Origin of the sequence: Glaciibacter kafniensis (genome assembly GCF_039538945.1) — a bacterium.
GTDB classification, from domain to species: domain Bacteria; phylum Actinomycetota; class Actinomycetes; order Actinomycetales; family Microbacteriaceae; genus Cryobacterium; species Cryobacterium kafniensis.
Window position 1 is genome coordinate 1336860 of the sequence record NZ_BAABCN010000002.1, and the last position, 23875, is coordinate 1360734.

Below are 23875 nucleotides of genomic sequence, written 5' to 3' on the forward strand. Positions count from 1 at the left end.
GGGCAGACGCGACCCATTCGCCGGTGTTCGATCCGACTTGATCTGTTCTGATCCGGCTTGATTCGTCACAGGCGTAGCATCGACACGTTATGACTACCGCCGATCGTTCGTTCAGCCTGCGCGGTGTTGCTGTGACGGCTTTCTTGCCGACGCTGCTCTTTTCGATCGGCGAGGGCTCGATCATTCCGCTGATTCCGCTCGTCGCCCACGACCTCGGCGCCACCCTCGCCATCGCCGGGTTCATCGCGGCGATGGTCATGCTCGGTGAGTTGATCGGCGACATCCCGAGCGGCTGGGTGGTCTCGCGTTTCGGCGAACGCAACTCGATGATTGCTGCTTCCTTTCTCACCATCGCCGCGGTGCTCGTCTGCATTGCCGCGCCCAACCCGCTCGTGCTCGGCATCGGCATCTTCGTCGTCGGCATCGCGACGGCCGTGTTCGCCCTTGCCCGCCACGCGTTCATGACCAGCTATGTGCCGCTGCCCTACCGAGCACGCGCCCTGTCGACGCTCGGCGGAATCTTTCGTGCGGGATGGTTTGTCGGGCCGTTTCTCGCCGCCGGCCTGATCAGCCTGACCGGAGGAACCCAGGCCGTCTTCTGGGTCTTCATCGGATGCTGCCTCGCCGCCGCCGTCGTCTTGCTGCTGCTCCCCGAGCCCGAGCGCCTGTTCGGTGCTCCGGAGCTCGCTCTCGCACCCGACGGCACGGTGAAGCATGCCGGAGCCGAGTTCGTGGCCGAGGAGTCGCAGGGGCTCTTTCGCTCAATCTGGATGCACCGCGACGTGTTGCTGAGACTCGGTACCGGGGCCGGATTGGTCGGCGCACTGCGCGCCAGCCGCATCGTGATTCTGCCGCTCTGGGCGGTCAGCATCGGCATCGATGCTCCCACCATCGCCCTGATCATCGGGGCGGCCGGCGCGCTCGACTTCGCCCTCTTCTACGCGAGTGGTCAGATCATGGATCGCTTCGGTCGAATGTGGACGGCACTCCCCTCGATGATCGGCCTCGGCCTCGGTCATCTCGTGCTCGCCTTCACGCACAATCTGCCGAACAACGTCGCCTGGTTCATCGGGGTGGCGCTCTTTCTGGCACTCGCCAACGGCATCGGCAGCGGGCTACTGATGACCCTCGGCGCCGATCTCGCCCCGCCGGCCGCTCCGGCACCGTTTCTCGGGGCGTGGCGATTCACCGGCGATCTCGGCAGCGCGACAGCACCGCTCGCCATCGCCGGCATGACCGCGCTCGGCTCCCTCGCGCTCGCGAGTGCGACGATGGGCGTCGTCGGGCTCCTCGGCGCGGCCCTTCTCGGCCGTTACCTCCCCCGCTATGCTCCAGGGCGCGGGGGCAGCAAAAGTGCGATTCAATAGACGGATGCCCCTCATCGGAGAATACAAGCCCAGCCCCGCGAAATGGGTCAGAGACCAAGTCGAGCTCTACGAAAGCTCGGGTGGAACGAAGGGCACAACGCTGCGGGGAATGCCGGTGATCATCTTGTCGACGCTCGGCAAGACATCCGGTGCTGTGCGCAAGACCCCGCTGATGCGGGTGGAACACGACGGTGTCTATGCCGCAGTCGCCTCCCTCGGCGGCGCCGCGAAGAACCCGACGTGGTACGCCAACGTGCTCGCCAACCCCGCCGTCGAGGTGCAGGATGGCCCGCATCGCTTTGATGCGATCGCCCGCGAGGTCACCGGTGATGAGAAGGCGCTCTGGTGGGAGCGCGCCGTCGCCGCCTACCCTGACTACGCCAACTACCAAACCAAAACCGATCGCGTGATTCCGGTGTTCGTGCTCGAACCCGTTGCGGCGGCAGCGAAATGAAGCGGCAGGCGACGAAGCCTCCCGTCCTCGATCAGATCATTCTCGAGAACTTGGTGGATGCCGACGGGGTCGATCTCCGCTCGGGCGACAGCCGTGAGGGTGAACGCTACACCGGGGCTGAACTCGGTGGGCGCGACCTGACCGCAACCAGTTTTCGGGAGTGTGAGTTTCGCATCCTGTCACTGAATGAAACCAAGCTGCGTGGGGCGTCCTTCGCCGAATGCGTGGCCTCCGACGTGCAGGCGCCCATTTTCAGTGTGCCGCGCTCGTCGTGGCGCGATGTGCGCATCGAACGCTCACGGCTCGGCTCGGTGGAAGCGTACGAAGCGCAGATGCGGTCGGTGCAGATCGACGGATCGAAGCTTGACTTCGTCAACCTGCGCAATGCGAACCTCACCGATGTGCTCATCTCGGACTGCATCATCGAAGAACTCGATTTCGGCAGCGCCACCATCCAGCGCCTCGAATTGCGCAACTGCCGCATCGGAACCCTCGATGTGACGGGCGCCAAGCTCAAGGACGTCGACCTGCGTTCGACCGACTTCAGCGCGATCCACGGCCTGGAAGGCTTGCGGGGCGCCACGATCGACGACGCCCAGCTTGCGCTGCTCGCGCCGGTTCTCGCGGCTCATCTCGGCATCCGCGTCGAGTAGGAATGTGCGGCGCGGGTCGAAAACCGTTGCGCCGAATGAATTCAAGGGGCGGCGCGGTTTTCAACCCCCGCCACGACAGCAGAGGCTCACGGGCGGGCGGCGTTGGGGAGTCGGCCAGAGCTATCAATTGATTCCGGCTGACGGCCCCTCGTCACCAGAACACCGACCGCGCCACCGCCGTGACGTCAATCGGAATTCCGGCCGGCAGCATCAGCGCCAACACCGGCGGTCGCCAGGTGGAACGCAGCGACACCGTCGCACTTCGACCGTCTGCACTCGCCGCGCTCACCAGCGTCAACTCGTCGAGCCCGTTGTGTGGGGTGGCCGCCAGATACTGTTCTGCCGCCGCCTCGACCCGCACAGAGTCAAGCCGCGCCCGCAGCAACCCCGCCTCGGCCGTGACGTCGTCGAGATCGAAGGCTTCGGCCCCGGCGAGCGCCGCGCCATCCGCGAGAGTGAAGAGTCGTTTGCGCTCGAGGTAGAGCGAAGTGGCCGCGACACAGGTCAGAATCAGAACCGTCGCCAGAAAGCCGTAGAAGATCGTCAGCAGCAGGGTCGAACCCGCGTCGTTCTCGGTGGCCGGCCGTCTGCGGCGCATCCCCCTCATCCCTCGCCTCCCGCACCCCAGAACCGCGAGACCGTCTGCGTCGCCCGCGCCTCGAGCGGCACCGACGCCACATTCTGCAGCGCGAGAAAATCAGGCATCAGCGGCAACGGGACGCGGATGCGCACAGTGACGGTGACCGACTGCTGTCGCGTCAGGCAGGTCAGTGGCGCCGCACTGCACTCGATCCCGACCTCGGCGGTGCTCGTCTCGACGCCATAGTCGTCAAGTCCCACCTCGACGGCGCGCTGTACCCGCTCGCGCGCAGCGGCTTCGTCGGGCGCGAGCACGAACACACGGGCCGCCTGCCGGGCTGCTCCTTCGGCCGCGAGCGCCCCACTTTGCAACGCCGACAGTGCGAGCACGAGATAGACGAGCGGAACGAGCAGGATCATTCCGACGGTGATGAACTCGAGCGAGGCCGACCCGCCGTCGCTACCCCAGCTACCCCAGGCGCGCCAGCCACTCCGGCTTCTCCCGCTACTCCAGCGTCTCGACCACCGCATGGCCCACCACCTTCAGTCCGCGCTCGAATCCGAGCATGCCGAGAAGCGGCAGCGGCGCGATCACACTCACCTCGACGGTGAGCTGCCCCGCACGTTCTGAGTAGGCAGCCGCAACTCCCGTCGCATAGGTCGACCCCACCGCGGTCGTGATCAGGTCCGTCGTGCGAGCGGCGCCCTCCGACAAACCATTGTCGGCGAGCGCGGCATACCGTGCCCCCTCGGCCGCGGCATCCAGCAGCGTCGTGCGGATGTGCAGGGCCAACGCCAGTTGCATGACCGACAGGGTCAACACGGTGAGAAGCGACCCGACGAGAACGAACTCGACAACGGCAGAACCGGAGTCGGTGCGGCGATGCCATCGCCCATCCCTCAGCCGCCACCGCGTGTGCATCGTCGGAGTGAGGTCACATGCCCGAAACGCGGTCGATCGCTTGTTGAAAGATTCCGGCGAGCGCCGGACCGGCCAGCCCCCAGATCAGCATCACCAATGCCGCGGTCATCAAAGTAATGAGCACCCACCCGGGCACGTCTCCACGTTCGTCGGCTAACCCGCTCCGGAATCGATGCGACAACACTGACATGATGTGTTCCTCTCTCTGCTGTGACACGGACTGCGGTGACACGGACTGCTGTGACACGGGTTGACACGGGTTTCGATCAGAACCCGGCCTGCAAGACGAACAAGCCGGGGAATATCGCAAAAAGGATCGACAAAGGGAGTATCAGAAAGACCAGCGGGATCATCATCGAGATCTCCTTGCGGCCCGCCGTCTCGAGCAGGTCGCGCTTCGCTTCCTCCCGCGCATCCTGAGCCTGAGCCCGCAAGACCTCTGCGAGCGGCGTTCCACGATCAAGGGCTCCCGTCACCTGATCGACAAACCGGGTGAGGGCGGGCAGCTGGATGCGTCGAGCCAGCGCCGACAGCGACGCGCTCAGCGGCATCCCCGTGTGCACGTCGGCGACGACACCGGCGAGCTCCCTCGACAGCTCCCCCGAACTCGTCGCGGCCACCCGCCGCAGCGCGTCGAGGATGCCCTCCCCGGCCGACAACGACAGGGTCAGAAACTCAAGCACCGTCGGAAGCTCACTGCTGATGCGCGCGAGCCGTGCCCGTGCCGCACGTTGGAGCAACCAGCCGCGCAGCAACGCCCCGCACAGTGCGGCGGTCGCCACCAGCAGCACGCGCCCGATCAGCGGCAGGGTCTGTGTGGCGGGACTGACCAGCACCAGAACCAAACCCAGAGCGCTGCCGGCCAGCGCCCAGAGCAGTTGCGTTGTTCGAAACTCATCGACGCTCTGCCGTGAACCGGCCTGACGCAATTGACGAGTGAGGGTCTCGGTACCACCCAGCAGGTGGTCGAGACGGGAGGCCAAGCGCCTCACCACCGGCGAGAAGAGTGAACCGAACACCGGGAGCGGGTTCAACGTCGTGCGCCCCACATAGTCACGTGCTTCAGCCGAGACATCAAGAATGTACGGCGCCACCCGCTGCGCAAGTCTCGGCCGCCCGAGCCGCGGCATGAGACTGACCAACGACCACAGACCGACGCCGAGAACCGTGCCGAGAAGAACACCCCACGCCGCCGGAGCATTCATCGAAACCACCGCCGTTCTTCGGGTAGCCGGCCGAACGCGATCATGATGCGGTACGCCAGCACCGACACGACGAGTCCGCCCAGAATCACGGCCATCCCGGTGGGAGTGTTGTAGGCGAGAGCGGCTTCGGGGCGCGTGATCAGAAGAATCAGGATGATCCACGGTGCGGCAGCCCCGAGCCGCGCGGCGTTCAGTATCCACGACTGACGCGACTCCACTTCCAGCCTGATCGCGGCATCCTGGCGCAACCAGCTCGCCAGGCTCCGCAACACGAGAGTCAGGTCGCTGCCGCCGACCTCGCGAGCCATCCGGAGTGTCTCGAGGATGCGGTCGGCGATCGGATCAGCCAGGGCGCCCTTCAGTTGATCGATACAGTGTGCGAAGTTGCCGGTCGCCCGATACTCCCGCTCGAAGCCGGCGAATGCTTCCCGTGTCGCCGGTGGGCCCGAATGCGCCAGACTGCTCACGCTGTCGGGGAGGGCGAGCCCGGAGCGCACCCCCGAGATCAGGTGATCGACGACATCCGGCCAAACCGTGCGATTGGCACGGCGCCGCGCTCGCGCCCGCCGGGACACGATGACGGCCGGAAGCAGCACCGCACCAAATCCGGCCGTGAACGACAGAGCCCGCACACCCAGGGTCGCCTCGGCGAGCGCGGCAATGGCAATGCCGAGCAGCAGCGAGACCACGATGAAGGCACCCGGCGTCACCCGACTGAACCCGGCCTGGGCAAGCCGGTCCCGCGCCCGTTCGCCCAGGGTAGGCTCCGTGACTGATGGGGCGCCCATACCCGCCGACACTGCCGTACCCGCCAGGCTCGCCGCGCCGGCCGGCCACAGGAACGGTGCCGCGGTGAGAAGCATCCCGGCCCCGAGCAGCAGTCCCAGCAGGAGGCTCATGTCATCGCCCGCCCGAGAACGAGCGCCGGATCAAGACCCGCCGCCTGAAACTTGACGAGCTTCGTCGGATACCCGCCAGTCGGCTGAAGCACACCGTTCTGCACGAGAAAGAGCGGGCTCGCCTCGATCATCGGCCCGGAGAGTTGGCCGCTCGGTGCGATGATCTCCGTCACCCGCCGCTGACCGTGCCGATTGAGTTCACAGTGCACGACGATGTCGATGCACCCCGCCACCGTCGGCAGCACGAACGCAGAGTCAATGTTGCGCCCGGCCAAGAGCGGAAGGGTGCACAGTTTGGCCAGGGCATCCCGTGCACTATTCGCATGGATCGAGCACATGCCAGGCAACCCGCTGTTTAATGCGATCAGCAGGTCGAGGCTCTCGGCTTCGCGCACTTCACCGACGACCAGCCGATCGGGGCGCATCCGCAGCGATTCTTTGATCAACCGGCGGAGCGTGATCTCCCCTGTTCCCTCCAGGCTCGGCTGGCGGCACTGCAGCCCGACGACGTCGCGCGCGGCAAGATCAAGCTCAAATGTCTCCTCGACGGTGACCACGCGCTCGTTTGCCCTGATGCACGACAGCAGTGTGTTGAGCAGCGTCGTCTTTCCGGCTTGGGTCGCTCCCGATACCAGGATGTTTTGCCCCGCCAGCACGCACATGCGCAGAAACTCGGCTGCCTGCACCGTGAGCGAGCCGCTCTCGACCAGCTGCGTGAGCGTTCTGATTCGTTTGGTGAACTTGCGGATGTTGACCGACCAATGCGCGCGTGTGACATCGGGAATCACCACGTGGAGGCGGGACCCGTCGGGCAGCGAGGCATCCACGAACGGTGACGAGAGGTCGACCCGGCGACCCGAAGCCTGCAGCATCCGCTCGACCAAGTCGCGCACGGTCTGCTCGGTCACCACCAGCGGGGTGAGCTCGGCCCGCCCATTCCTGGCGACGAACACCCGCGTCGGGGAATTAATCCAAATCTCTTCGATGCTCGGGTCATCGAGAAAGGGCTGCAACACTCCGAATCCGGTCAGCGCAGCGACGGCTTCTCGAGCGGTCTGGCCTTCGTCGGTGATGAGCGGATGCGCCCCGCCAAGCGCAAGCTCGCTGTAACGCTGCACCTCGTCGTGCACGTAGTGCTCGGCGAGCGCCCCGTCGGCCGCGAGATCGACGCCGTCGTGACGCACGCGCATCCGCACTTGCTCGGTGATGATGCGTGCGGCTTCGCTCATCCCTGCATCCTGCTCCACTGGCGCGCGTGCAGGCGGAACTTATCCACAGGACAGCATCACCGGCGGAGGCGATTACCCGACATACGAGACGCCGGGCGGACCGGACGCCGCCTACTTCACACTCCCCGAGGTGAGCCCGGCCACGAGCCACCGCTGCAGAAACCCGGCCGCAGCGAACAACGGGATGACGGCCATCAGCGAGGCCGCAGCGATCTTGCCGAAGTCCTGAATTCGCTCCCCCAGCATCAGCGACAGCACCACCGGCACCGTCTGCGCATCGACCCCCTGCGTGAGAAAGGTCGCGAGCACGAACTCGTTGTAGTTGCACCGCTTCGCGGCCGGCGAGATCGTGGGCAACGCCTGGAGCGAGATCGGATCGGGCGCCGTCGGCGTCACCGGCACCGTCGTCACACCCTCCGACGACGGCTGGACGCTCACGGGGAGCAAGTACTACACGACCGGCAGCATCTTCGCGGACTGGGTCGATGCCAGCGCCCGCGATCACAATGGCAACGACGTCACGGTTCTCGTCGCGGCACGGCAAGACGGCGTCGTGATTCTCGACGACTGGGACGGCTTCGGGCAGCAGCTCACCGGCACGGGAACCATCGTGTTCGACGGCACCCGCGTCGATGTCGACAACATCGTGCCGTTCGACGCCCGGTTTCGCTATCAAACCGCGCTGTATCAATTGGTGCTCGTGGCCGTCCTGGCGGGCATCGCTCAGGCCACCGAGCGCGATGTCAAAGCGGCGGTGCGGGATCGCAATCGGGTCTACAGCCACGGTCTCGCCTCGCTGGTGCGCAACGACCCGCAGATCCAAGCCGTCGTCGGTGAGATCTCGTCGATTGCGTTCGTGGCACGTCACACCGTACTGGCGGTCGCCGATGCGCTCGATGTCGCCGCAGGCACCGCCGCCGCCCGCGACAGCGACGTCGATCGCGAGGCGAACGTGATTGCCGAGATTCGCGCCGCTCAGGCGCAGGTCGTGCTCTCTGAGTCGGTTCCTCGTTCCGCGACGTTGCTCTTCAACACGCTCGGCGCATCCGCCGTCGGCCCCACGAAGAGCCTCGACCGGCATTGGCGGAACGCCAGGGTCGTCGCTTCGCACAATCCGGTGATCTACAAGGCCCGCATCGTCGGCGATTGGGCGATCAACGACACACCGCCCCCGTTCATCTGGGAGATCGGGGTTGCCGCGCGGGCTGAAACCGCCTCGTGAGGTGCCAACAATTGCTAGTACCGGAGCCCTCCGACTAGCAGAAGTTGGCACCTCACGGGAGGGACGGCGGGAGCCACTGACGAGGCACGGCTGCGCGGCCAGTACACTAGTACGGCACTACGCGGGAGTGGTGAAATTGGCAGACACGCAGGATTTAGGTTCCTGTGCTTTCGAGCGTGGGGGTTCAAGTCCCCTCTCCCGCACCAGATTGTCGGGCCCGATGCGCATCCAGCGCATGCGGGCCCGTTTTGTGCATTCGGGCCCGATCGGCACTCAGCCGCCTGTGAGCCGAGTTGCAGCGCGCTACTGGTCACCGTCCAGAATTATAGGTTAGGATCGCCTTACCAAACTTTCCCTTCTAGAACAGGCGACCCATGACTTCGACACTGACCGAGGCTGAATTCGATCTTGCAGCCTTCATCCGCGCCAGCTCGAGTGAGCAGCACCGCGGAACGGAACAGCGCTCGTTCATCACCGACCTCATGGGCGGCAAGCTGTCACTGGCGGACTACACCCGCTACCTGGCCCAGTACGGCTGGCTGTACGAGGTGCTCGAAGAAGCAGTATTGCGCGTCGACCTCGACAGCGTTCCCGGGCTCGCCGTGCTGTTCGATCCGAAGTTGGCTCGCATGGCCTCGATCGAGAGCGACCTTGTTGCACTCGGCGCAGCGGATTGGCGTGAGGCTCACCCGCCGTTGGCCGCGACAGTGGCGTATGCCGAGCACCTGAAGTCGCTCAGCGAGGCCGATGGCGTGCGTGTGCTCGCACACCACTACACCCGGTACCTCGGCGACCTGTCGGGTGGCCAGGCCATCGCCGCTCTCGTCGCACGTCACTACGCCGCATCCCCTGAGCAGCTCAGCTTCTACCGCTTCGAAGACATCGACAGCGTCGTGCAGTACAAGCGCGGCTACCGCGAAGGCATGAACGCTCTCGCTCTGAGCTCCGAAGATATCGATCTGCTCGTGCGCGAAGTGGATGCCTCGTTCACGTTCAACGGTTCGCTGTTCGACGCGCTGCTGGACTAAACAGTGCTCCGCACTTCAGCCCTCGGCGATCAGCTGGGCGACCTGCTCGGGCAGAGCGGCGTGATTCTCTTTTATCTGGTGATCTGGGGGCTCGTTTTCGCCGGCACTGCCCTGTTCCTCGGCGTCTTCATCCCCTTCATCACCGGCGACTCGTTGCTCTTCGGCGCCGGCCTGGTCGCAGCAACGAACCCGAACCTGAGCATCGCGATTCTCGCGATCGGAACCGGTATCGCAGCTTTTCTCGGCGATCAGGTGGGATTCCTGCTCGGCCGCCGGTACGGACGCGGCTACCTCGACCGACACGGAGGCCGCCGCACACAGGCGGCGATCGCCAAGACCGAGTCCTTCTACCGCAAGTTCGGCTGGTGGTCCGTGATCATCGCCCGCTTCATGCCGTGGGCACGTGTCTTCGTTCCCGTCATCGCCGGGGTCGGCCGAATGAATTACTACAAGTTCCTGAGCAGCAACCTTGTCGGGGCCGTCGCGTGGGGCACGGGAATGACACTGGTCGGGTACTACGCAGCGTCAATTCCGGGGGTGAAGAATGCCGCCTACGTCATCGCCGGTTTCTTCATCGTCGCGTCGATCATTTTCGGGTACCGCACCTGGCGCAGCGATCGGTTGGAGACCCGCGCAGCGGCGACTACGAACGCTGAACCGGAGCACACTTCCGGGGGCTAGCCCACGGGAATTCATGCGGTATTTAGCGTTAGCCTGTACCCAGCACAATCTTTCCGCCGCCTGGCCGTTCTGACCGACGCACTCTGGAGTACCCCTGTGATTCACACCTCACTGATCCCGTGGCTTGACCCAGAGATAATTCTGAATTCTGCCGGTCCGTGGGCTCTCCTCGTCGTGTGCGCGATCGTCTTCGCCGAGACCGGGCTTCTCGTCGGATTTCTGCTTCCCGGCGACACCCTGCTCGTCATCACCGGCTTGCTCACCGGCAGCCTGATCATGATCGATATCTGGTGGGTCTGCTTGGCCATCGGTTTTGCCGCGTTCCTCGGTGGTGAGGTCGGCTATCTGATCGGTCACAAATTCGGCCCCCGCGTTTTTGAGCGCAAGGAATCCGGGCTGTTCAGCATCAAGAATGTTGAACGCACCAATATGTTCTTCACGAAGTTCGGCGGCCTGGCCGTGATCCTCGCCCGATTCGTGCCGATCGTGCGCACTTTCGCACCGGTGGCGGCCGGTGTCGGGCACATGAACTACCGCAAGTACACGCTGTACAACTTCATCGGTGCCATGATCTGGGGCGCGGGTCTCACCTATTTCGGCTACCTGCTGAATCTGATCCCGCCGGTGGCCGAGTTCGTGAAGGCCTACATCGACATCATTCTGATCGGCGCGGTCGTCATCACGTTGATCCCCACGATCATTCACTATTTTCAGTCGGCAGCGAAGGCCAAGCGCGCCAACAATGAAGCCAAAACCGACACCGCGTCTCTCGTTCTGCCGCCCGAGGCCTTCGAGATCGACCACGATGGCAAGCACGAGGCGTAGGCCAATTCGTCCAGATCAGCCGTGCGTGACTCAGGGGTGCGCGTGATCCTCGTGGGCCGCATGCTCGGCTGGTTCCAGCTGGAACGTCGAGTGGTCGACATCAAAATGGTGTGACAAGCACTCGGACAGCTCGTCGAGCAGGGCACCTGCCCCTCCCGAGCTGAGCAGCTTCGGCTCCACCACGATGTGGGCCGAGAAGACGTGGGCTCCAGAGGTGATCGCCCAGACATGCACGTCGTGCACAGCGACGACACCGGCAGTGCCGAGCAGGTGAGTGCGAATCTCGGCGACATCGGTGTCGGCCGGCGCCGATTCGCTCAGCACCCGCACCACGTCGCGCAACAGCGAGTAGGCGCGGGGCACGATCATCGCCGAGATCAGCAGGGAGGCGATCGCGTCGGCCTGCCAGAAGCCGGTAGTCAGGATGACGATGGCCGCGACGATGACGGCAATCGAACCGAGCGTGTCTCCGAGCACCTCAAGGTAGGCGCCACGCATATTGATCGAGGAGCCGGCCGCCGGGCGCAGCAGCAGCAACGCCGCACAGTTCGCGACGAGACCGATGACCGCGACGATCAACATCGGCGTGCCGTGAACTTCAGAACCGGCTGCGGACACCAACCGCGTGATCGCGCCGACCACGACGAAGCCGGCCACGGCGATCAGAATCAGACCGTTGAGCAGGGCGCCGAAGACCTCGGCGCGCTGATAGCCGAACGTCTGACGGTCGGTGGCCGGTCGGGCTGCAAAAACTGTCGCGGTCAGCGCAATAATGAGTCCGGCGAGATCGGAGAACATATGCCCCGCATCGGCAAGCAGTGCCAATGATCCCGACAGCCAGGCACCGACGATCTCCACCACCAGCACAACCGCAACGATGCCGATCGCGAGCGTCAGACGCGTGCGATTCGTGCTCGTCGAATGTGAATGATCGTGGCCCATAACTCAACCGTACGAGCCGCACCGCCCAATCTCCAGCCCGCGCGCTAGTTGGGAATGAGTGTTGTTCTCAGCAACGCAGAAGGGGCGGCAACCGAGAGATTCTCGGATCGCCGCCCCGGTGAATTCGGAGCGAATCAGGCGTTCAGAAGCGCGACGAGAACCGGCACCAGCTCACCGAATGCGATGGCGCGGTGACTCTCGGCGTCCTTGACCTGCTGAGGCAGCTCAGCCGCCGAGACCTCGTGCCCGTCGGGCTGGAAGATCGGGTCGTAGCCGAACCCTCCACCGCCGGCCGGGGTGTGCAGGATGCGTCCCGGCCACACGCCCGTCACGTGAGATTCGGTGCCGTCGGGCAATGCAACGGCAGCGACACAGGTGAAGTGACCGGCGCGGTGCTCGTCGGCCATATCGCTGATCTGCCAGAGCAGCAGCTCAAGGTTCTCGACCGGGTGCTTGCTCGGCCCGGCCCAGCGTGCCGAGAAGATGCCCGGCGCACCACCCAGCACATCGACGCAGATGCCCGAGTCATCGGCGATCGCCGGAAGACCGGTGTGTGCCGCGGCGGCGCGCGCTTTGATCAAGGCGTTGTCGGCGAAGGTCGCGCCATTCTCGACCGGCTCAGGGCCGTCGTAGGCGAGCACCTCGACATCGGGCAGCTGCACAGCGAGAATTCGCCTCAGTTCCTCAACCTTGTGCTGGTTATGAGTGGCGAGAACGATCTGGGTCATGCCGACACCTCGAGCGCCTTCTTCTGGAACTCAGTCAAGGTGATTCCACCGGCGAGAGCCAGATCGAGCAAAGAGTCGAGTTCACGACGGTCAAACGGGGCACCTTCGGCGGTTCCCTGCACCTCCACGAACAGTCCCCGGCCGGTGACAACCACATTCATGTCAGTTTCAGCACGTGAATCTTCGGTGTATTCCAGATCGAGCATGGGCACACCGTCGATGATTCCGACCGAGACGGCGGCCAGGCTGTCGATGAGCGGCTGAGCCTTCTGGCCGATGAATTTCTTGGTGCGTCCCCATTCCAGGGCGTCGGCCAGAGCAACGTAGGCGCCGGTGATTGCGGCGGTGCGGGTTCCGCCATCGGCCTGCAGCACGTCGCAATCGATCACGATGGTGTTCTCGCCGAGTGCCTTCATGTCGACAACGGCACGCAAGCTGCGACCGATCAAGCGGCTGATCTCGTGCGTGCGTCCGCCTATCCTGCCCTTGACCGACTCGCGGTCCATCCGTGAGTTCGTCGAGCGCGGCAGCATCGAGTACTCGGCCGTCACCCAGCCCTTGCCCTTTCCGGCCATCCAACGCGGAACCCCGTTGGTGAAGGTCGCCGTGCAGAGCACCTTGGTGCGACCGAACGAGATCAGCGCGGACCCCTCAGCCTGGGCGCTCCATCCGCGTTCGATCGTGACGGGGCGCAGCTGGTCGGGGGTGCGCCCATCGGCGCGCAGGATGTCGGTCACGAGGTCTCCTTGAGAGGGGTGGGCTGTGTGGTTGCGGAAAAGGTGGCGAGCTCAGTGAGATTGAGAGCACCGGTCTCGATGAGGTCGACGCGGGAGATCTCGGGCCCGATCAGGCGGTGCGCGAGGGCGAGAAACTCCTCGGCGCTGGCGCCGGTGGCCTCATAGCGGTAGCTCGGAGCCTCGGAGGCCGTGCGAAGAAGCTGCTGGCCGACCAACACCCGGTAGACATCGTTGGCTGTCTCAGTGTCGCTGGAGACGAGGGAGACTGAGTCTCCCATCACATAGGAGATCGCGCCTTTGAGAAAAGGGTAGTGGGTGCAGCCGAGCACCAGTGTGTCGATGTTCGACGCCTTCAGCGGCGCCAAGTACTTTTCGGCCACCGCGAGAACCTCGTCACCGGTGGTCACTCCGGCCTCGACGAACTCGACAAAACGCGGGCATGCCTGGCTGAAGAGAGTGATGTGGGTAGCGGCGGCAAACGCGTCGTCGTAGGCGCGGGATTTGACGGTTCCGGCCGTGCCGATGACACCGATTCGATTGTTTCGAGTGGTTCCGACGGCTCGGCGCACGGCCGGCTGGATGACCTCGATCACGGGAACGCTGTAGCGTTCTCTGGCGTCTCGCAACATGGCCGCCGAGGCAGTGTTGCACGCAATCACCAGCATCTTGACGTCTTGCGCGACAAGATCGTCGAGAACGTTGAGGGCGAAGCCCCGCACATCCGCGATTTTCTTCGGACCATACGGAGAATTGGCCGTGTCGCCGATGTAGAGAATCGACTCGTTGGGCAATTGGTCCTTGATCGCCCGAGCGACGGTCAGGCCGCCGACACCTGAGTCAAAGATCCCAATTGGCGCGTCAGTCACAACAATCAAGCTTAGTCGGGCAATCCGCGGGTCACGGAAGGCTAGGCTTTCTTCGTGACCGAGTCCTCAGCCTTTCGCACCGACCGCTACGAACTCACCATGGTGGATGCGGCAATTCAAAGCGGCACGGCCCACCGGGAGTGCATGTTCGAGGCGTTCGCCCGGCGCCTCCCCGACGGTCGGCGGTACGGCATCGTGGCCGGAACAGGTCGGCTTCTCGAGCTGATTCAGCAGTTCAGGTTCACCGATGCGGAACTGTCCTGGCTCCGCAACAACGAGGTCGTGCGCTCCCCCACCCTGGACTGGCTGGCCGACTATTCGTTCAGAGGCAGCATCTGGGGCTATCAGGAGGGCGAAGCCTATTTTCCGGGCTCGCCGCTGCTCGTGGTCGAAGGCACTTTTGCCGAGGCAGTGATTCTCGAGACCCTCATTCTCAGCGTGCTCAACTACGACACCTCAGTGGCCAGTGCAGCGGCTCGGATGGTCTCGGTCGGCCTCGGTCGTCCCATCGCCGAGATGGGCTCACGGCGCACCAGCGAGTTCGGTGCAGTGTCGGCGGCCCGTGCCGCATACATTGCCGGATTCGCCGCGACGAGCAATCTGGAGGCGGGCCGCACCTGGGGAATCCCCACAATGGGCACTGCCGCTCATTCATTCACTCTGCTGCACGACAGCGAGGAGGCCGCGTTCCGCGCCCAAGTCGAGGCGTTCGGGGTCAACACCACATTGCTCGTCGACACCTACAGCATCGAAGACGGTATTGACATGGCAGTGAAGGTGGCTGGAACCCAGCTGGGCGCCATCCGCATCGACTCCGGCGATCTTCCGACAGTCGTTGCCGCTGCCAGAGCTCAACTCGATGCTCTGGGCGCCGTGAACACGCGCATCACCGTCACGAGCGACCTCGACGAGTACTCGATCGCGGCCCTCTCGGGTTCGCCCGTCGACTCGTTCGGCGTCGGCACCTCGGTCGTGACGGGGTCCGGCGCACCGGCCGCCGGCATGGTCTACAAGCTCGTCGCTCACAAGAACGACTCAGGCTCCTGGATCCCCGTGGCCAAGACCTCGGCGGCGAAGGCCTCGGTCGGTGGGCGCAAGGATGCCGTGCGTCGCCTCGACTCCACCGGCACCGCCCGTGAAGAAATCGTGCTGCTCGGCGATGGTCCAGCCGGCGAATCCGAGCTTGTCTCGCCGAGCGGTCTCGAACGTGCGCTGCTCGTTCCGCTGATCGTCGGCGGCAAGCCAGACGAACGCTACCTCGGACCGGCCGGCACCACGCGGGCGCGGTCCCACCACGCATCGGTGATGCGGGAGCTTCCGATCGACGCGTTCCGGCTCGGACGTGGCGAACCGGTCATCCCCACCACCTATCGTTGACGAGCAGTTGCCCGTTCGGCTTCGAAACCGAACATCGAACGGCAGGCGGAGGTCGACGAGCTCGACTACGGTGCGGCCCGTTGCGCGGGTCGAAAACCGTGACGCCCGTTGAGTTCAGGAGGCGTGGCGGTTTTCGACCCGCGTGGTGCAATCGGGTCCGGCATTCGACCCGCGCGACGGCATCCGACCCGCGCGACGGATGTGGGGCAGGGTCGCCGACGGGCAGACTGCGCGCTGCGCGGGTTGGGCGCCGCTGCGCGCGTTGGCGCCAACCCGCGTGACGGCACCCAACCCGCGCGACGGATGCGGCGTGGCCGACGGAGGCCCACTGCCCCCAAGCACCCGACACGTTCAACCACCGATGATCGAGCGTGTCGAAATCAGGTGCCGGTTACTCGGACTTCATCTTTTCGTAGATTGCCTTGCACGACGGGCACACCGGAAACTTTTCGGGGTCGCGGCCCGGCAGCCACTTCTTGCCGCAGAGTGCGCGCACCGGCTTGCCGGTCAATGCGGATTCCATGATCTTGTTCTTCGGCACGTAGTGCGAAAAACGCTCGTGGTCACCCGGCTCGATCTGCTCCTGGTTCAGCAGCTCTTCTAGTTCGCGATCGAGGGTAGACGTGCCGCCGCCGGGCTGCCCAGGGTCTGCGATGCTTGCGCGGAAGTCTTCAGTCATGCCTCAAGTTTAGCGATCAGAGCTGAGAGCGGCCATCGCAACACCGCGAAGATCTCTGACTGCGGCCCGACGCTGATCTGACGCTCAGCAGACGCTCGGCGAAGGAGTGCGATCAGGCGCGCAGCGCGGAGGAGAGCATCTCCGGACCCCGACGCTCGAAGGTTCGTGAGCCGAGCCACACGCCAACCACGACGGCGACCAGCCCGATGCCGATGCCGCTGAAAAGAGCAACGCGGTGCCACGACGGGTCGACGAAAATTCCGAGAACCGCCGCGATGATGGCCGGCAGCGAGAGCACGATCGAACCGATGAAGGTCAACGATTGAATGAGCGCCGATGCGGTGTCGGATGCCTGGGGCTGAGCGAACGGGCTGTCGCCTGGCTTCGTGGCCGGGTACGGAAACCGCGCAGAGGTGAAGCTCGAGAGGCCTATGCCGGTCAGCAGAATGCAGGTGCTCACCCCGAGCATTGACGGCAATGCAGACCAATCCCCGTAGATGGCGATGCTGATGGCCGAACCGAGACCGATCAGCGGGATCCCGACGACGAGCGCAGGAGCCAAACGCCCGATTCGATCGGCGAGGCCGCGTGTGCCTGAGACAACGTGAAGCCAGATTGCGGTGCTGTCATAGGCGACATCGTTGTGCATCGTCCAGCCGAGAAAGATGCACATCAGCGGAACCGGCAGCAAGGCGAGGTAGTGCGTGGGAACGGTGGCGATCGACAATGGCACGAGCGCGATGATCGGCACGACCGGAATCATGATCAAGGCCACCCAGTAGCGGGAGTCCCTCCCCCAGTAGGTGAAGCTGCGCGCCGCAATCACGCCGAGTGGGGTGTCAGGCAAACGGTCGAACCAGCCGAGCCCGCCATACTGCTTGACGGCCGCCTCACGACCGGGGGTCACCAGCATCCGTTCGACCAGACGCTGCCAGACCCACCAGAGCACCCAGAGCGTACCGGCCGCAATGACCAACTTCAGCAGTGCTGCCCCCCACTCACCGGTCACCGCGTCACCGGGAACCGCCCAGGCAGCGCCGATCGGGGTCCAGCCTAGAATTCCGGCGAATTCGCTCACCAGGGTGGCTCCCGACGTGCCCCAGTCGATGGACACCAAGAGAATGACAATGGGCGACAGGATGACGAGCAGCAGCACGCCAGCGATCCCCATGAACTCGCGTGAGCGTCGACTGGAGAGCACGAATGCGCCGACGGCGGTGCTCACCCGTGACGCCAATACGCAGGTGGCGAGCAGCAGGGCCGCCGAAATGATCGCCAGCACCGTTTCCAGCACACCATGCGACCACGTCACCACGGTTCCGAGCAAAATGATCGTGAGCGCCAGCGCGGGCACACCGACCAGCGCGCTGACGGCCAGGCCCAGGGAGAGTGTGCGATTCGGGATGCCGAAGAGTGCGAACGAGCGCGGATCCATCGTGTCGTCGATGCCGAACACCAAGGGAACGACGAGGGATCCGAGCACCACGAGCGACCCGAGCACAATCAGCGAGTCACGCACCAGCTCGACGTCGCCGACAAACCGCAGTCCGACGAGAACGATGAACAACACCGCGGCCAAACCGAGCCCGTAGAGCAACCCGACGATGACACCGACGACCTGCCAGGGGCTCCGCCGAAAGATGTTCGCGAGGAGCCGAAGCTTCAATCCGAGAAGCTGTGCAACCATTCCATGCCTTCCGCCACCTTGCGCCCGCCGGCCAGCTCCACAAACCGGTCTTCGAGCGACTTCTTGCCGCGCACCTCGTCGACCGTTCCGGAAGCCAGAACCTGACCCTGCACGATGATCGCGACGTGATCGCAGACGCGCTGGATCATGTCCATGCCGTGGCTCGACAGCAACACTGTTCCACCGCTCGCCACGTATTTCTGAAGAATCTCTGTCACGTTGACCGCCGACACCGGGTCGACCGATTCGAACGGCTCGTCGAGAACGAGAACCCGCGGCGAATGGATCATCGCGCAGGCCAAGGCGATCTTCTTGGTCATGCCGGCCGAGTAGTCGGCAACGAGTCGGTGCAATGCGTCTTCGAGACCGAATGCAGCGGCAAGGTCGGCGGAGCGCGTGCGCACCGTGTCGCCGTCGAGGCCGCGCAACACGCCTGAATAGTGAAGAAGCTGGGCGCCCGTCAACCGGTCGAAGAGCCGCAGCCGATCTGGGAGTACTCCGATAACGCGTTTCGCTTCGATCGGCTGTGCCCAGACATCGATGCCGTGCACTCGAATCGAGCCGGAATCGGGACGCAGCAGACCGGTCACCATCGACAGTGTCGTGGTCTTACCTGCGCCGTTCGGGCCGACGATTCCGTAGAACGAACCGGCACGCACTTCGAGGTTGACGCCCGACACTGCCGTCATCTGGCCGAACCGTTTGACGAGGCCGTCAACGGCGAGTACGACAGGGGCACGCGGCGGTTCACCTGACACCGCGGCGGCTGCAGCGCCGGACGTCACGCCGGCCTGGGCAACCGATGGAACGGTCGAACGCACCGCTTGTTGACGCGGTGTCACGCGCGGAGTGGTCTTGGTGACGGATGCCGGTCGCTTCGCAGGAACGGACGTGGAAGTGGACGTAGTTGGTTCTGACGGTGCAGGCGCTGACGGTGTCGTCGACGAGGCGGCTCTGAGGTTGGTCAGCGTGGCCGGAGCAGCAACCTCGCCGGCCGCATCAGACGGATGCGACTCGGGAAGAGCACGCCCCGCCGGGGTGACGAGCGCGGGTGCGGTTGACGCGGCGACGGGGGTCACTCCGTCAGATTTCGCAGCAGCCGGCTTCGCAGCGGCAGATTTTGCAGTAGTGGTACGCGGTAAAGCTGGCTTTCGTGCTGCAGGGGCCTTTCGCACTGCGGGCTTTTTTGCCGCGGGCTTCACCGCCGGAGCGTCGGGTGCTTCCGAAGCCGTTGCGGCAGGCTTCTTCGCTGCCGGTTTCGCCACTGCAGACTTCGCCGCAGCCGGCTTGCGCACCGCGGGCTTCGCCGCGGCCGGTCGCTTTGCCGCAGGCTTCTTCACTGCGGGCTTCACGAGAGCTTGTTCCTCCTCTGCAGGCGAGGCGTCAGAGACACCGTCGCCACTCGTCGGCTTGTCAGGCTGAGGAGTAGGGGGCAAAGAAGTCACCAAGCAAACCTACCAAGCTGAGACGATGTGCGTGGGCGCCGCCCGGCGGAATGCCGCTACCTGGGAAAATGCTCCACGGAGTGTCACGAATTGGACACGTCAGGGTCTTTCACTATGCCTGTTCAGGCAGTCCGGATAGTCTGACGGAGGCATAACGATGTGTCTTGATCTGAACTTTTGGGTGAACCCGGAGCGAAATCTTCAGAAATTGAAGCCTCTGCGTTGATCACCCACACCTTTCTTGAGGAGATAATCGTGACCACCCAGGTAGTCATTCTTGCAGCAGGCATGGGAAGCCGACTCGGCCGTTCCCTGCCCAAGCCGCTCACTGAACTCAGCGACGGCCGCACGATCATGGGCCAGCAGTTCGACAACATCGCTCACGCCTTCGGCAACAACGCCAAGGTCACCATCGTTGTCGGCTACAAGCTCGAGCACATCATCGAAGCGTTCCCGCAGGCATCCTTCGTCTATAACGAGCAGTACGACCAGACCAACACCTCGAAGAGCCTCATGCGAGCGCTGCAGGCGTCTGGCCCCGGCGGCGTGCTCTGGATGAACGGCGACGTCGTCTTCGACCCCACTATTCTCGACCGCGCAGCAGCCATGATGGCTCGCGACCAGTCATTCGTGACGGTGAACACCTCGAAGGTGTCCGACGAAGAGGTCAAGTACACGACGAGCGCAGAGGGCTACATCAAGGAGCTCTCCAAGACCGTCAAGGGCGGACTCGGCGAGGCCGTTGGCATCAACTACATTTCGAGCGCCGACAAGGCTCTGCTGCTTCACCACCTGACGAAGGTCGGCGACCAGGACTACTTCGAGCGTGGCATCGAACTCGCGATCGAGAAGAACCGCCTGCTCGTCGAGCCCGTCGACATCTCCGACCTGTACGCCGTTGAGGTTGACTTCGCCGAAGACCTCGAACGCGCCAACCTCTTCGTCTAGGTTGCACCTCGACGTTCGAAGCGCCCTCTACGATTGACGGTGTGACCACCTACGCTGACGTGCGCCCCGAGCAGCGCACACCGTTCGCGCGGTACCGCCATTCACTCTGGCTGCTGACTCAGCGCGACCTGCGTGTGCGCTATTCCACGTCGCTGCTCGGGTACTTCTGGTCGATTCTCGACCCCCTGGTGATGGCGGGAATCTACTGGTTCGTCTTCACGCAGATTTTCAAGCGCGACGTCGGTGACGAACCGTACATCATCTTCCTGCTTGCGGCACTTCTCCCCTGGATGTGGTTCAACGGGGCGGTCTCTGACTGCACGCGCGCCTTTCTGCGCGAGGCGAAACTCATCCGCTCGACCCGAATCCCTCGCACGATCTGGGTCAACCGATTGGTGCTCTCGAAGGGCATCGAATTTCTGGCCTCACTCCCTGTGCTCGCGCTCTTCGCTCTGATCTATCAGGCTCCGATCAACATCGACGCCATCTACTTTCCGCTCGCGATCGTGATCCAGACAGTGTTGACGGTCGGTGTCGGCTTGATCGTTGCGCCGCTCGTGGTGTTCTTCCGCGATCTTGAGCGTGCAGTGAAGCTGGTCCTGCGATTCTTGTTCTACGCCTCCCCTATCATCTACGCCACCTCCGATCTACCGCCCCAGCTTCACTTCTGGGCCGCGTTCAACCCGCTCAGCGGAATTTTTAGCCTTTATCGTTCAGCGTTCTTCCCCGAACAGCTCGATTGGTTCATCGTCGGAGTCGGCGCCGCAGTCTCGGTGGCGATTCTGCTGCTCGGATTGGTCGTCTTCGCGCGCACCGAGCGCGCAGTCTTGAAGGAGATCTAGTGACGTCCCCTGTCATCGCTCTCAGGGATGTCGGCATCCGGTTTCGACGGAATCGACGCAGTCGCCGCACATTCAAAGATCTCTTCGCCGGCAGTAAACGTCGCAATCGTCCCGATGAATTCTGGGCGTTGCGCTCGGTTTCCTTCACCGTGCAGCAGGGCGAGGCGATCGGCGTCGTCGGTCGCAACGGCCAGGGCAAGTCGACGTTGCTCAAACTGGTCACCGGCGTCGTTCTCCCCGACGAGGGAAGCGTTGTCGTCAAGGAAGGCGTTGCTCCGTTGATCGAGATCACCGGCGGTTTCGTCGACGACCTCAGCGTGCGTGACAACGTCTATCTCACCGCCGGTCTTCACGGAATGACCCGGCAGCAGGTTGCTGACCGTTTCGACGACATCATTGAGTTCGCCGAAATCCGGGACTTCATCGACACGCCATACAAGCACCTGTCCAGCGGCATGAAGGTGCGCATCGCGTTCGCCGTGATCTCTCGGCTCGAAGAGCCGATCATTCTCGTCGACGAAGTGCTGGCAGTCGGCGACAAGGCTTTTCGGGAGAAGTGCTACCGCCGCATCGAGGAGCTACTGGCCGGCGGACGCACTCTATTCATCGTCTCGCATAACGAACGCGACCTGCGCCGCTTCTGCTCGCGTGGGCTCTACCTCGACAAAGGCGCGCTCGTGCTCGATGGACCGATTGACGATGTGCTCGCGCGCTACAACCTCGAATACGGCGTCGCGACCCGCTGACCCCCGCGGGTAACCACGTCACGCATTCTCTTTGCGGAATGTACGGGTTCCCACGTACAGACCCGCTGCAAACAGCACCAGAGTCCAGAAGACGCCCCAGAACACTGTGACGTTCCAGAATTCACCGTTGAAAAGTTCGCGGATGGCGTTGACGATGTACTTCGTCGGCATGAAATCGCTCAGCGTGACCAACCATTGGGGTGCGCCGGTTTGAATGCTGATGGGTAGCAGGATGCCCGAGAGCAGGAGCACCGGCAGCGCGATGCTGTTGAGAATCGGCGCCAGCACGTCTTCACTCTTGGTTGTGAGCGCCAGAGCGTTCGATGACGCCGAGCAGGCCCCACCCAGCAGCATCGTCAGCAAGAGCCCGAGGACCATTCCTCCGATCGACCCGGTCAGCCCGAAGAGGAAGGCCAGCGCGATGAGAAGAACACCCTGCACGAACAAGAGCACCACATCGCGCAGCACCCGTCCGAGCAGCAGTGCTGTCCGGCTCGCCGGCGTCACCCGCTCAGCCTCGATCACGCCCTCCCGCCACTCGGAGATGAGTCCGAATCCCGCAAACAACGCACCGAACAGTCCGAGCTGCACGAGCAGACCAGGAACGAAGAATGTATACGCGTTCGCGACTCCGATTTGGGCGGCGAGCGGGGTCAGCAGAGGACCGAAGAGGGCCAGGTAGAGCACCGGCTGGGCGAGTCCGATGATCACCCAGGCCGGGTTTCGCAGGTTCAATCGCATCTGGCGCCGGAAGATGATCCACGTCTCAATCGCAAAGGTCATGAGTGATCACGCCTCCTCGCGCAGGGAGCGCCCGGTGACGGTGAGGAAGACATCGTCGAGGGTGGGTCGACGTACTTCGATCGATTGCAACGCGACGCCCGCGGCATCCAGTTCCCGAAGCAGACTCGGCAGCTCGGATCCGGCGCTCGGCACACGTCGACTGACGATGTTGCCGTCGCTCGACACGACTCCGTCGCCCGCGATGCGAGCAAGGCGTTCCGCCGCGACTGCCGCGTGCTCCGGGTTGCTGAGCACCAGTTCGATCAGGTCGCCGGAGATCTGCCGTTTGAGCGCGTCGGGGGTGTCGCTGGCGACAATGACGCCCCGATCGATCACGAGTACCCGGTCACAGAGTGCGTCGGCTTCGTCGAGGTAGTGAGTCGTCAAGAAGATCGTGCTCCCCCGCTGCGTGCGAAGCGCGGAGATGTGCTCCCAGAGATTGGCGCGCGCCTGGGGGTCAAGCCCGGTTGTCGGCTCGTCGAGAAAGATCAGTTTGGGATCGTGCACGAGCCCCATTGCGATGTCGAGACGCCGGCGCTGACCGCCGGACAGCGTCTTCGGCTGTCGCGTCCACATGCCGCCCAGATCGAGTTGCTCAAACAGTTCCTGACCGCGCAAGGTTGCTTGATCCCGCGGGATTCCGTAGAGAAGACCGTGGTCGACGATCTCCTCCCCCGCCCGCGCATCGCTTCCGGTCGAACCGCTCTGGGAGACGTAGCCGATGCTGCGACGCACGGCGACCGGGTCGCGGGCCACATCGAAACCCGCAACTGTCGCAGTACCAGCCGTGGGTTTCAGCAGCGTGTTGAGCATGCGCAGCGTCGTGGTCTTTCCGGCGCCATTGGGGCCGAGAAAGCCGACGATCTCCCCCTCCTCGACATTGAGATCGACCCCGGCCACCGCGGTGACCGTAATGTGTTCCCGACCTCGTCGAGTGTTGAACGTTCGGGCCAGCCCTCGTGCATGGATCACCGATTACTCCCACCGTCGCGCGACATCCGCGCGTCGACCTCACTCGGCCACTCGCGATA

Annotated in this window: 29 protein-coding genes and 1 tRNA gene; 13 read left to right on the forward strand and 17 right to left on the reverse strand. The window is 64.1% G+C overall.

Annotated elements, in window-relative coordinates; all coding sequences use genetic code 11:
* The first annotated feature begins 89 nt into the window (after positions 1-89).
* From ABD791_RS06765 to ABD791_RS06775, 3 genes are read left to right on the forward strand one after another with little or no spacing between them, the layout of a single operon-like run.
* Positions 90-1367 (forward strand): MFS transporter, encoded by a 1278-nt coding sequence (locus ABD791_RS06765; protein ID WP_345063727.1) that lies wholly within the window; start codon positions 90-92, stop codon positions 1365-1367.
* Positions 1368-1371: 4 nt separating this feature from the next.
* Positions 1372-1821: a nitroreductase family deazaflavin-dependent oxidoreductase gene (locus ABD791_RS06770; protein WP_345063729.1), complete on the forward strand. Its 450-nt coding sequence runs from the start codon at positions 1372-1374 to the stop codon at positions 1819-1821.
* Complete coding sequence (locus ABD791_RS06775) at positions 1818-2474, forward strand: pentapeptide repeat-containing protein (RefSeq protein WP_345063732.1); 657 nt, start codon at positions 1818-1820, stop codon at positions 2472-2474. Before ABD791_RS06770 ends, ABD791_RS06775 begins: the two co-directional genes overlap by 4 nt.
* A gap of 151 nt (positions 2475-2625) precedes the next feature.
* Here ABD791_RS06775 and ABD791_RS06780 read toward each other — a convergent pair whose 3' ends face one another.
* The 8 genes from ABD791_RS06780 to ABD791_RS06815 form a co-directional block, all read right to left on the reverse strand.
* The gene (locus tag ABD791_RS06780) at positions 2626-3072 is read right to left on the reverse strand and encodes a pilus assembly protein TadG-related protein (RefSeq protein WP_345063735.1); all 447 of its coding nucleotides are present in this window, start codon (positions 3070-3072) and stop codon (positions 2626-2628) included.
* Positions 3073-3077: 5 nt separating this feature from the next.
* On the reverse strand, positions 3078-3584 hold the full coding sequence (locus ABD791_RS06785; protein WP_345063738.1) for a hypothetical protein: 507 nt from the start codon (positions 3582-3584) through the stop codon (positions 3078-3080).
* Positions 3559-3975 carry a TadE/TadG family type IV pilus assembly protein gene (locus tag ABD791_RS06790; protein ID WP_345063741.1) on the reverse strand — a complete coding sequence of 139 codons (417 nt, stop codon included), beginning with the start codon at positions 3973-3975 and terminating at the stop codon, positions 3559-3561. The genes ABD791_RS06785 and ABD791_RS06790 overlap by 26 nt, the downstream gene beginning before the upstream one ends.
* Before the next feature lie 13 nt (positions 3976-3988).
* On the reverse strand, positions 3989-4165 hold the full coding sequence (locus ABD791_RS06795; RefSeq protein ID WP_345063743.1) for a hypothetical protein: 177 nt from the start codon (positions 4163-4165) through the stop codon (positions 3989-3991).
* 76 nt (positions 4166-4241) lie between these two features.
* Complete coding sequence (locus tag ABD791_RS06800; protein ID WP_345063745.1) at positions 4242-5180, reverse strand: type II secretion system F family protein; 939 nt, start codon at positions 5178-5180, stop codon at positions 4242-4244.
* Positions 5177-6079, reverse strand: a complete 903-nt coding sequence (locus ABD791_RS06805; RefSeq protein WP_345063747.1) for a type II secretion system F family protein — start codon at positions 6077-6079, stop codon at positions 5177-5179. The genes ABD791_RS06800 and ABD791_RS06805 overlap by 4 nt, the downstream gene beginning before the upstream one ends.
* The gene (locus tag ABD791_RS06810; protein WP_345063749.1) at positions 6076-7308 is read right to left on the reverse strand and encodes a TadA family conjugal transfer-associated ATPase; all 1233 of its coding nucleotides are present in this window, start codon (positions 7306-7308) and stop codon (positions 6076-6078) included. Before ABD791_RS06810 ends, ABD791_RS06805 begins: the two co-directional genes overlap by 4 nt.
* 111 nt (positions 7309-7419) lie before the next feature.
* Positions 7420-7617 carry an ABC transporter permease family protein gene (locus ABD791_RS06815; RefSeq protein ID WP_345063751.1) on the reverse strand — a complete coding sequence of 66 codons (198 nt, stop codon included), beginning with the start codon at positions 7615-7617 and terminating at the stop codon, positions 7420-7422.
* A 13-nt stretch (positions 7618-7630) separates the two neighbouring features.
* Between ABD791_RS06815 and ABD791_RS06820 the strand changes: the two genes are divergently transcribed.
* The 5 genes from ABD791_RS06820 (at position 7631) to ABD791_RS06840 (ending at position 11064) form a co-directional block, all read left to right on the forward strand.
* Positions 7631-8530, forward strand: coding sequence for an acyl-CoA dehydrogenase family protein (locus tag ABD791_RS06820; protein ID WP_345063754.1), 900 nt, complete (start codon positions 7631-7633; stop codon positions 8528-8530).
* Between the two features lie 121 nt (positions 8531-8651).
* Positions 8652-8736 (forward strand) — tRNA-Leu (locus ABD791_RS06825).
* Between the two features lie 168 nt (positions 8737-8904).
* Positions 8905-9558 (forward strand): biliverdin-producing heme oxygenase, encoded by a 654-nt coding sequence (locus ABD791_RS06830; protein WP_345063757.1) that lies wholly within the window; start codon positions 8905-8907, stop codon positions 9556-9558.
* A gap of 3 nt (positions 9559-9561) precedes the next feature.
* Positions 9562-10239: a DedA family protein gene (locus tag ABD791_RS06835; protein ID WP_345063760.1), complete on the forward strand. Its 678-nt coding sequence runs from the start codon at positions 9562-9564 to the stop codon at positions 10237-10239.
* 96 nt (positions 10240-10335) lie between these two features.
* On the forward strand, positions 10336-11064 hold the full coding sequence (locus ABD791_RS06840) for a DedA family protein (RefSeq protein WP_425562229.1): 729 nt from the start codon (positions 10336-10338) through the stop codon (positions 11062-11064).
* Between the two features lie 30 nt (positions 11065-11094).
* Here the strand turns inward: ABD791_RS06840 and ABD791_RS06845 are convergent, their stop codons facing one another.
* The 4 genes from ABD791_RS06845 to murI form a co-directional block, all read right to left on the reverse strand.
* A complete protein-coding gene (locus tag ABD791_RS06845; RefSeq protein ID WP_345063763.1) occupies positions 11095-12006 on the reverse strand; it encodes a cation diffusion facilitator family transporter in 912 nt (303 codons plus the stop codon).
* 134 nt (positions 12007-12140) lie between these two features.
* Positions 12141-12734 carry an RdgB/HAM1 family non-canonical purine NTP pyrophosphatase gene (gene rdgB / locus ABD791_RS06850; protein ID WP_345063765.1) on the reverse strand — a complete coding sequence of 198 codons (594 nt, stop codon included), beginning with the start codon at positions 12732-12734 and terminating at the stop codon, positions 12141-12143.
* Complete coding sequence (gene rph, locus ABD791_RS06855) at positions 12731-13471, reverse strand: ribonuclease PH (protein WP_345063768.1); 741 nt, start codon at positions 13469-13471, stop codon at positions 12731-12733. The genes rdgB and rph overlap by 4 nt, the downstream gene beginning before the upstream one ends.
* Complete coding sequence (gene murI, locus ABD791_RS06860; protein ID WP_345063771.1) at positions 13468-14337, reverse strand: glutamate racemase; 870 nt, start codon at positions 14335-14337, stop codon at positions 13468-13470. Before murI ends, rph begins: the two co-directional genes overlap by 4 nt.
* Before the next feature lie 54 nt (positions 14338-14391).
* On the opposite strand from murI, the gene ABD791_RS06865 reads away from it, so the two are divergent.
* Complete coding sequence (locus ABD791_RS06865; protein ID WP_345063774.1) at positions 14392-15714, forward strand: nicotinate phosphoribosyltransferase; 1323 nt, start codon at positions 14392-14394, stop codon at positions 15712-15714.
* 391 nt (positions 15715-16105) lie between these two features.
* Here ABD791_RS06865 and ABD791_RS06870 read toward each other — a convergent pair whose 3' ends face one another.
* From ABD791_RS06870 to ABD791_RS06880, 3 genes are all read right to left on the reverse strand, one after another.
* A complete protein-coding gene (locus ABD791_RS06870; protein WP_345063777.1) occupies positions 16106-16393 on the reverse strand; it encodes a DUF3039 domain-containing protein in 288 nt (95 codons plus the stop codon).
* Between the two features lie 112 nt (positions 16394-16505).
* Positions 16506-18080: a hypothetical protein gene (locus tag ABD791_RS06875; RefSeq protein ID WP_345063779.1), complete on the reverse strand. Its 1575-nt coding sequence runs from the start codon at positions 18078-18080 to the stop codon at positions 16506-16508.
* Positions 18056-18922: an ABC transporter ATP-binding protein gene (locus ABD791_RS06880; RefSeq protein ID WP_425562230.1), complete on the reverse strand. Its 867-nt coding sequence runs from the start codon at positions 18920-18922 to the stop codon at positions 18056-18058. The genes ABD791_RS06875 and ABD791_RS06880 overlap by 25 nt, the downstream gene beginning before the upstream one ends.
* Positions 18923-18971: 49 nt before the next feature.
* Between ABD791_RS06880 and ABD791_RS06885 the strand changes: the two genes are divergently transcribed.
* The 4 genes from ABD791_RS06885 (at position 18972) to ABD791_RS06900 (ending at position 22061) form a co-directional block, all read left to right on the forward strand.
* On the forward strand, positions 18972-19502 hold the full coding sequence (locus ABD791_RS06885) for a hypothetical protein (protein WP_345063781.1): 531 nt from the start codon (positions 18972-18974) through the stop codon (positions 19500-19502).
* A 278-nt stretch (positions 19503-19780) separates the two neighbouring features.
* On the forward strand, positions 19781-20473 hold the full coding sequence (locus tag ABD791_RS06890; RefSeq protein ID WP_345063784.1) for a phosphocholine cytidylyltransferase family protein: 693 nt from the start codon (positions 19781-19783) through the stop codon (positions 20471-20473).
* Positions 20474-20514: 41 nt separating this feature from the next.
* Positions 20515-21315, forward strand: coding sequence for an ABC transporter permease (locus ABD791_RS06895; RefSeq protein ID WP_345063787.1), 801 nt, complete (start codon positions 20515-20517; stop codon positions 21313-21315).
* Positions 21315-22061, forward strand: a complete 747-nt coding sequence (locus ABD791_RS06900) for an ABC transporter ATP-binding protein (protein ID WP_345063790.1) — start codon at positions 21315-21317, stop codon at positions 22059-22061. The genes ABD791_RS06895 and ABD791_RS06900 overlap by 1 nt, the downstream gene beginning before the upstream one ends.
* A gap of 18 nt (positions 22062-22079) precedes the next feature.
* On the opposite strand, the gene ABD791_RS06905 is transcribed toward ABD791_RS06900, so the two are convergent.
* Both ABD791_RS06905 and ABD791_RS06910 read right to left on the reverse strand, forming a co-directional pair.
* Positions 22080-22844, reverse strand: coding sequence for an ABC transporter permease (locus tag ABD791_RS06905; RefSeq protein ID WP_345063793.1), 765 nt, complete (start codon positions 22842-22844; stop codon positions 22080-22082).
* Between the two features lie 6 nt (positions 22845-22850).
* A complete protein-coding gene (locus ABD791_RS06910) occupies positions 22851-23816 on the reverse strand; it encodes an ATP-binding cassette domain-containing protein (protein WP_345063796.1) in 966 nt (321 codons plus the stop codon).
* Positions 23817-23875 lie beyond the last annotated feature (59 nt).

Coding starts and splice junctions, on each gene's coding strand:
- ABD791_RS06775 (WP_345063732.1), top strand. CDS start 1,818: ATGAAGCGGCAGGCGACGAAGCCTCCCGTCCTCGATCAGATCATTCTC.
- ABD791_RS06845 (WP_345063763.1), bottom strand. CDS start 12,006: ATGGGCCACGATCATTCACATTCGACGAGCACGAATCGCACGCGTCTG.
- ABD791_RS06780 (WP_345063735.1), bottom strand. CDS start 3,072: ATGCGCCGCAGACGGCCGGCCACCGAGAACGACGCGGGTTCGACCCTG.
- ABD791_RS06795 (WP_345063743.1), bottom strand. CDS start 4,165: ATGTCAGTGTTGTCGCATCGATTCCGGAGCGGGTTAGCCGACGAACGT.
- ABD791_RS06905 (WP_345063793.1), bottom strand. CDS start 22,844: ATGACCTTTGCGATTGAGACGTGGATCATCTTCCGGCGCCAGATGCGA.
- ABD791_RS06790 (WP_345063741.1), bottom strand. CDS start 3,975: ATGCACACGCGGTGGCGGCTGAGGGATGGGCGATGGCATCGCCGCACC.
- ABD791_RS06830 (WP_345063757.1), top strand. CDS start 8,905: ATGACTTCGACACTGACCGAGGCTGAATTCGATCTTGCAGCCTTCATC.
- ABD791_RS06800 (WP_345063745.1), bottom strand. CDS start 5,180: ATGAATGCTCCGGCGGCGTGGGGTGTTCTTCTCGGCACGGTTCTCGGC.
- ABD791_RS06805 (WP_345063747.1), bottom strand. CDS start 6,079: ATGAGCCTCCTGCTGGGACTGCTGCTCGGGGCCGGGATGCTTCTCACC.
- ABD791_RS06810 (WP_345063749.1), bottom strand. CDS start 7,308: ATGAGCGAAGCCGCACGCATCATCACCGAGCAAGTGCGGATGCGCGTG.
- ABD791_RS06870 (WP_345063777.1), bottom strand. CDS start 16,393: ATGACTGAAGACTTCCGCGCAAGCATCGCAGACCCTGGGCAGCCCGGC.
- rdgB (WP_345063765.1), bottom strand. CDS start 12,734: ATGACCCAGATCGTTCTCGCCACTCATAACCAGCACAAGGTTGAGGAA.
- ABD791_RS06765 (WP_345063727.1), top strand. CDS start 90: ATGACTACCGCCGATCGTTCGTTCAGCCTGCGCGGTGTTGCTGTGACG.
- ABD791_RS06785 (WP_345063738.1), bottom strand. CDS start 3,584: ATGCGGTGGTCGAGACGCTGGAGTAGCGGGAGAAGCCGGAGTGGCTGG.
- ABD791_RS06875 (WP_345063779.1), bottom strand. CDS start 18,080: ATGGTTGCACAGCTTCTCGGATTGAAGCTTCGGCTCCTCGCGAACATC.
- ABD791_RS06770 (WP_345063729.1), top strand. CDS start 1,372: ATGCCCCTCATCGGAGAATACAAGCCCAGCCCCGCGAAATGGGTCAGA.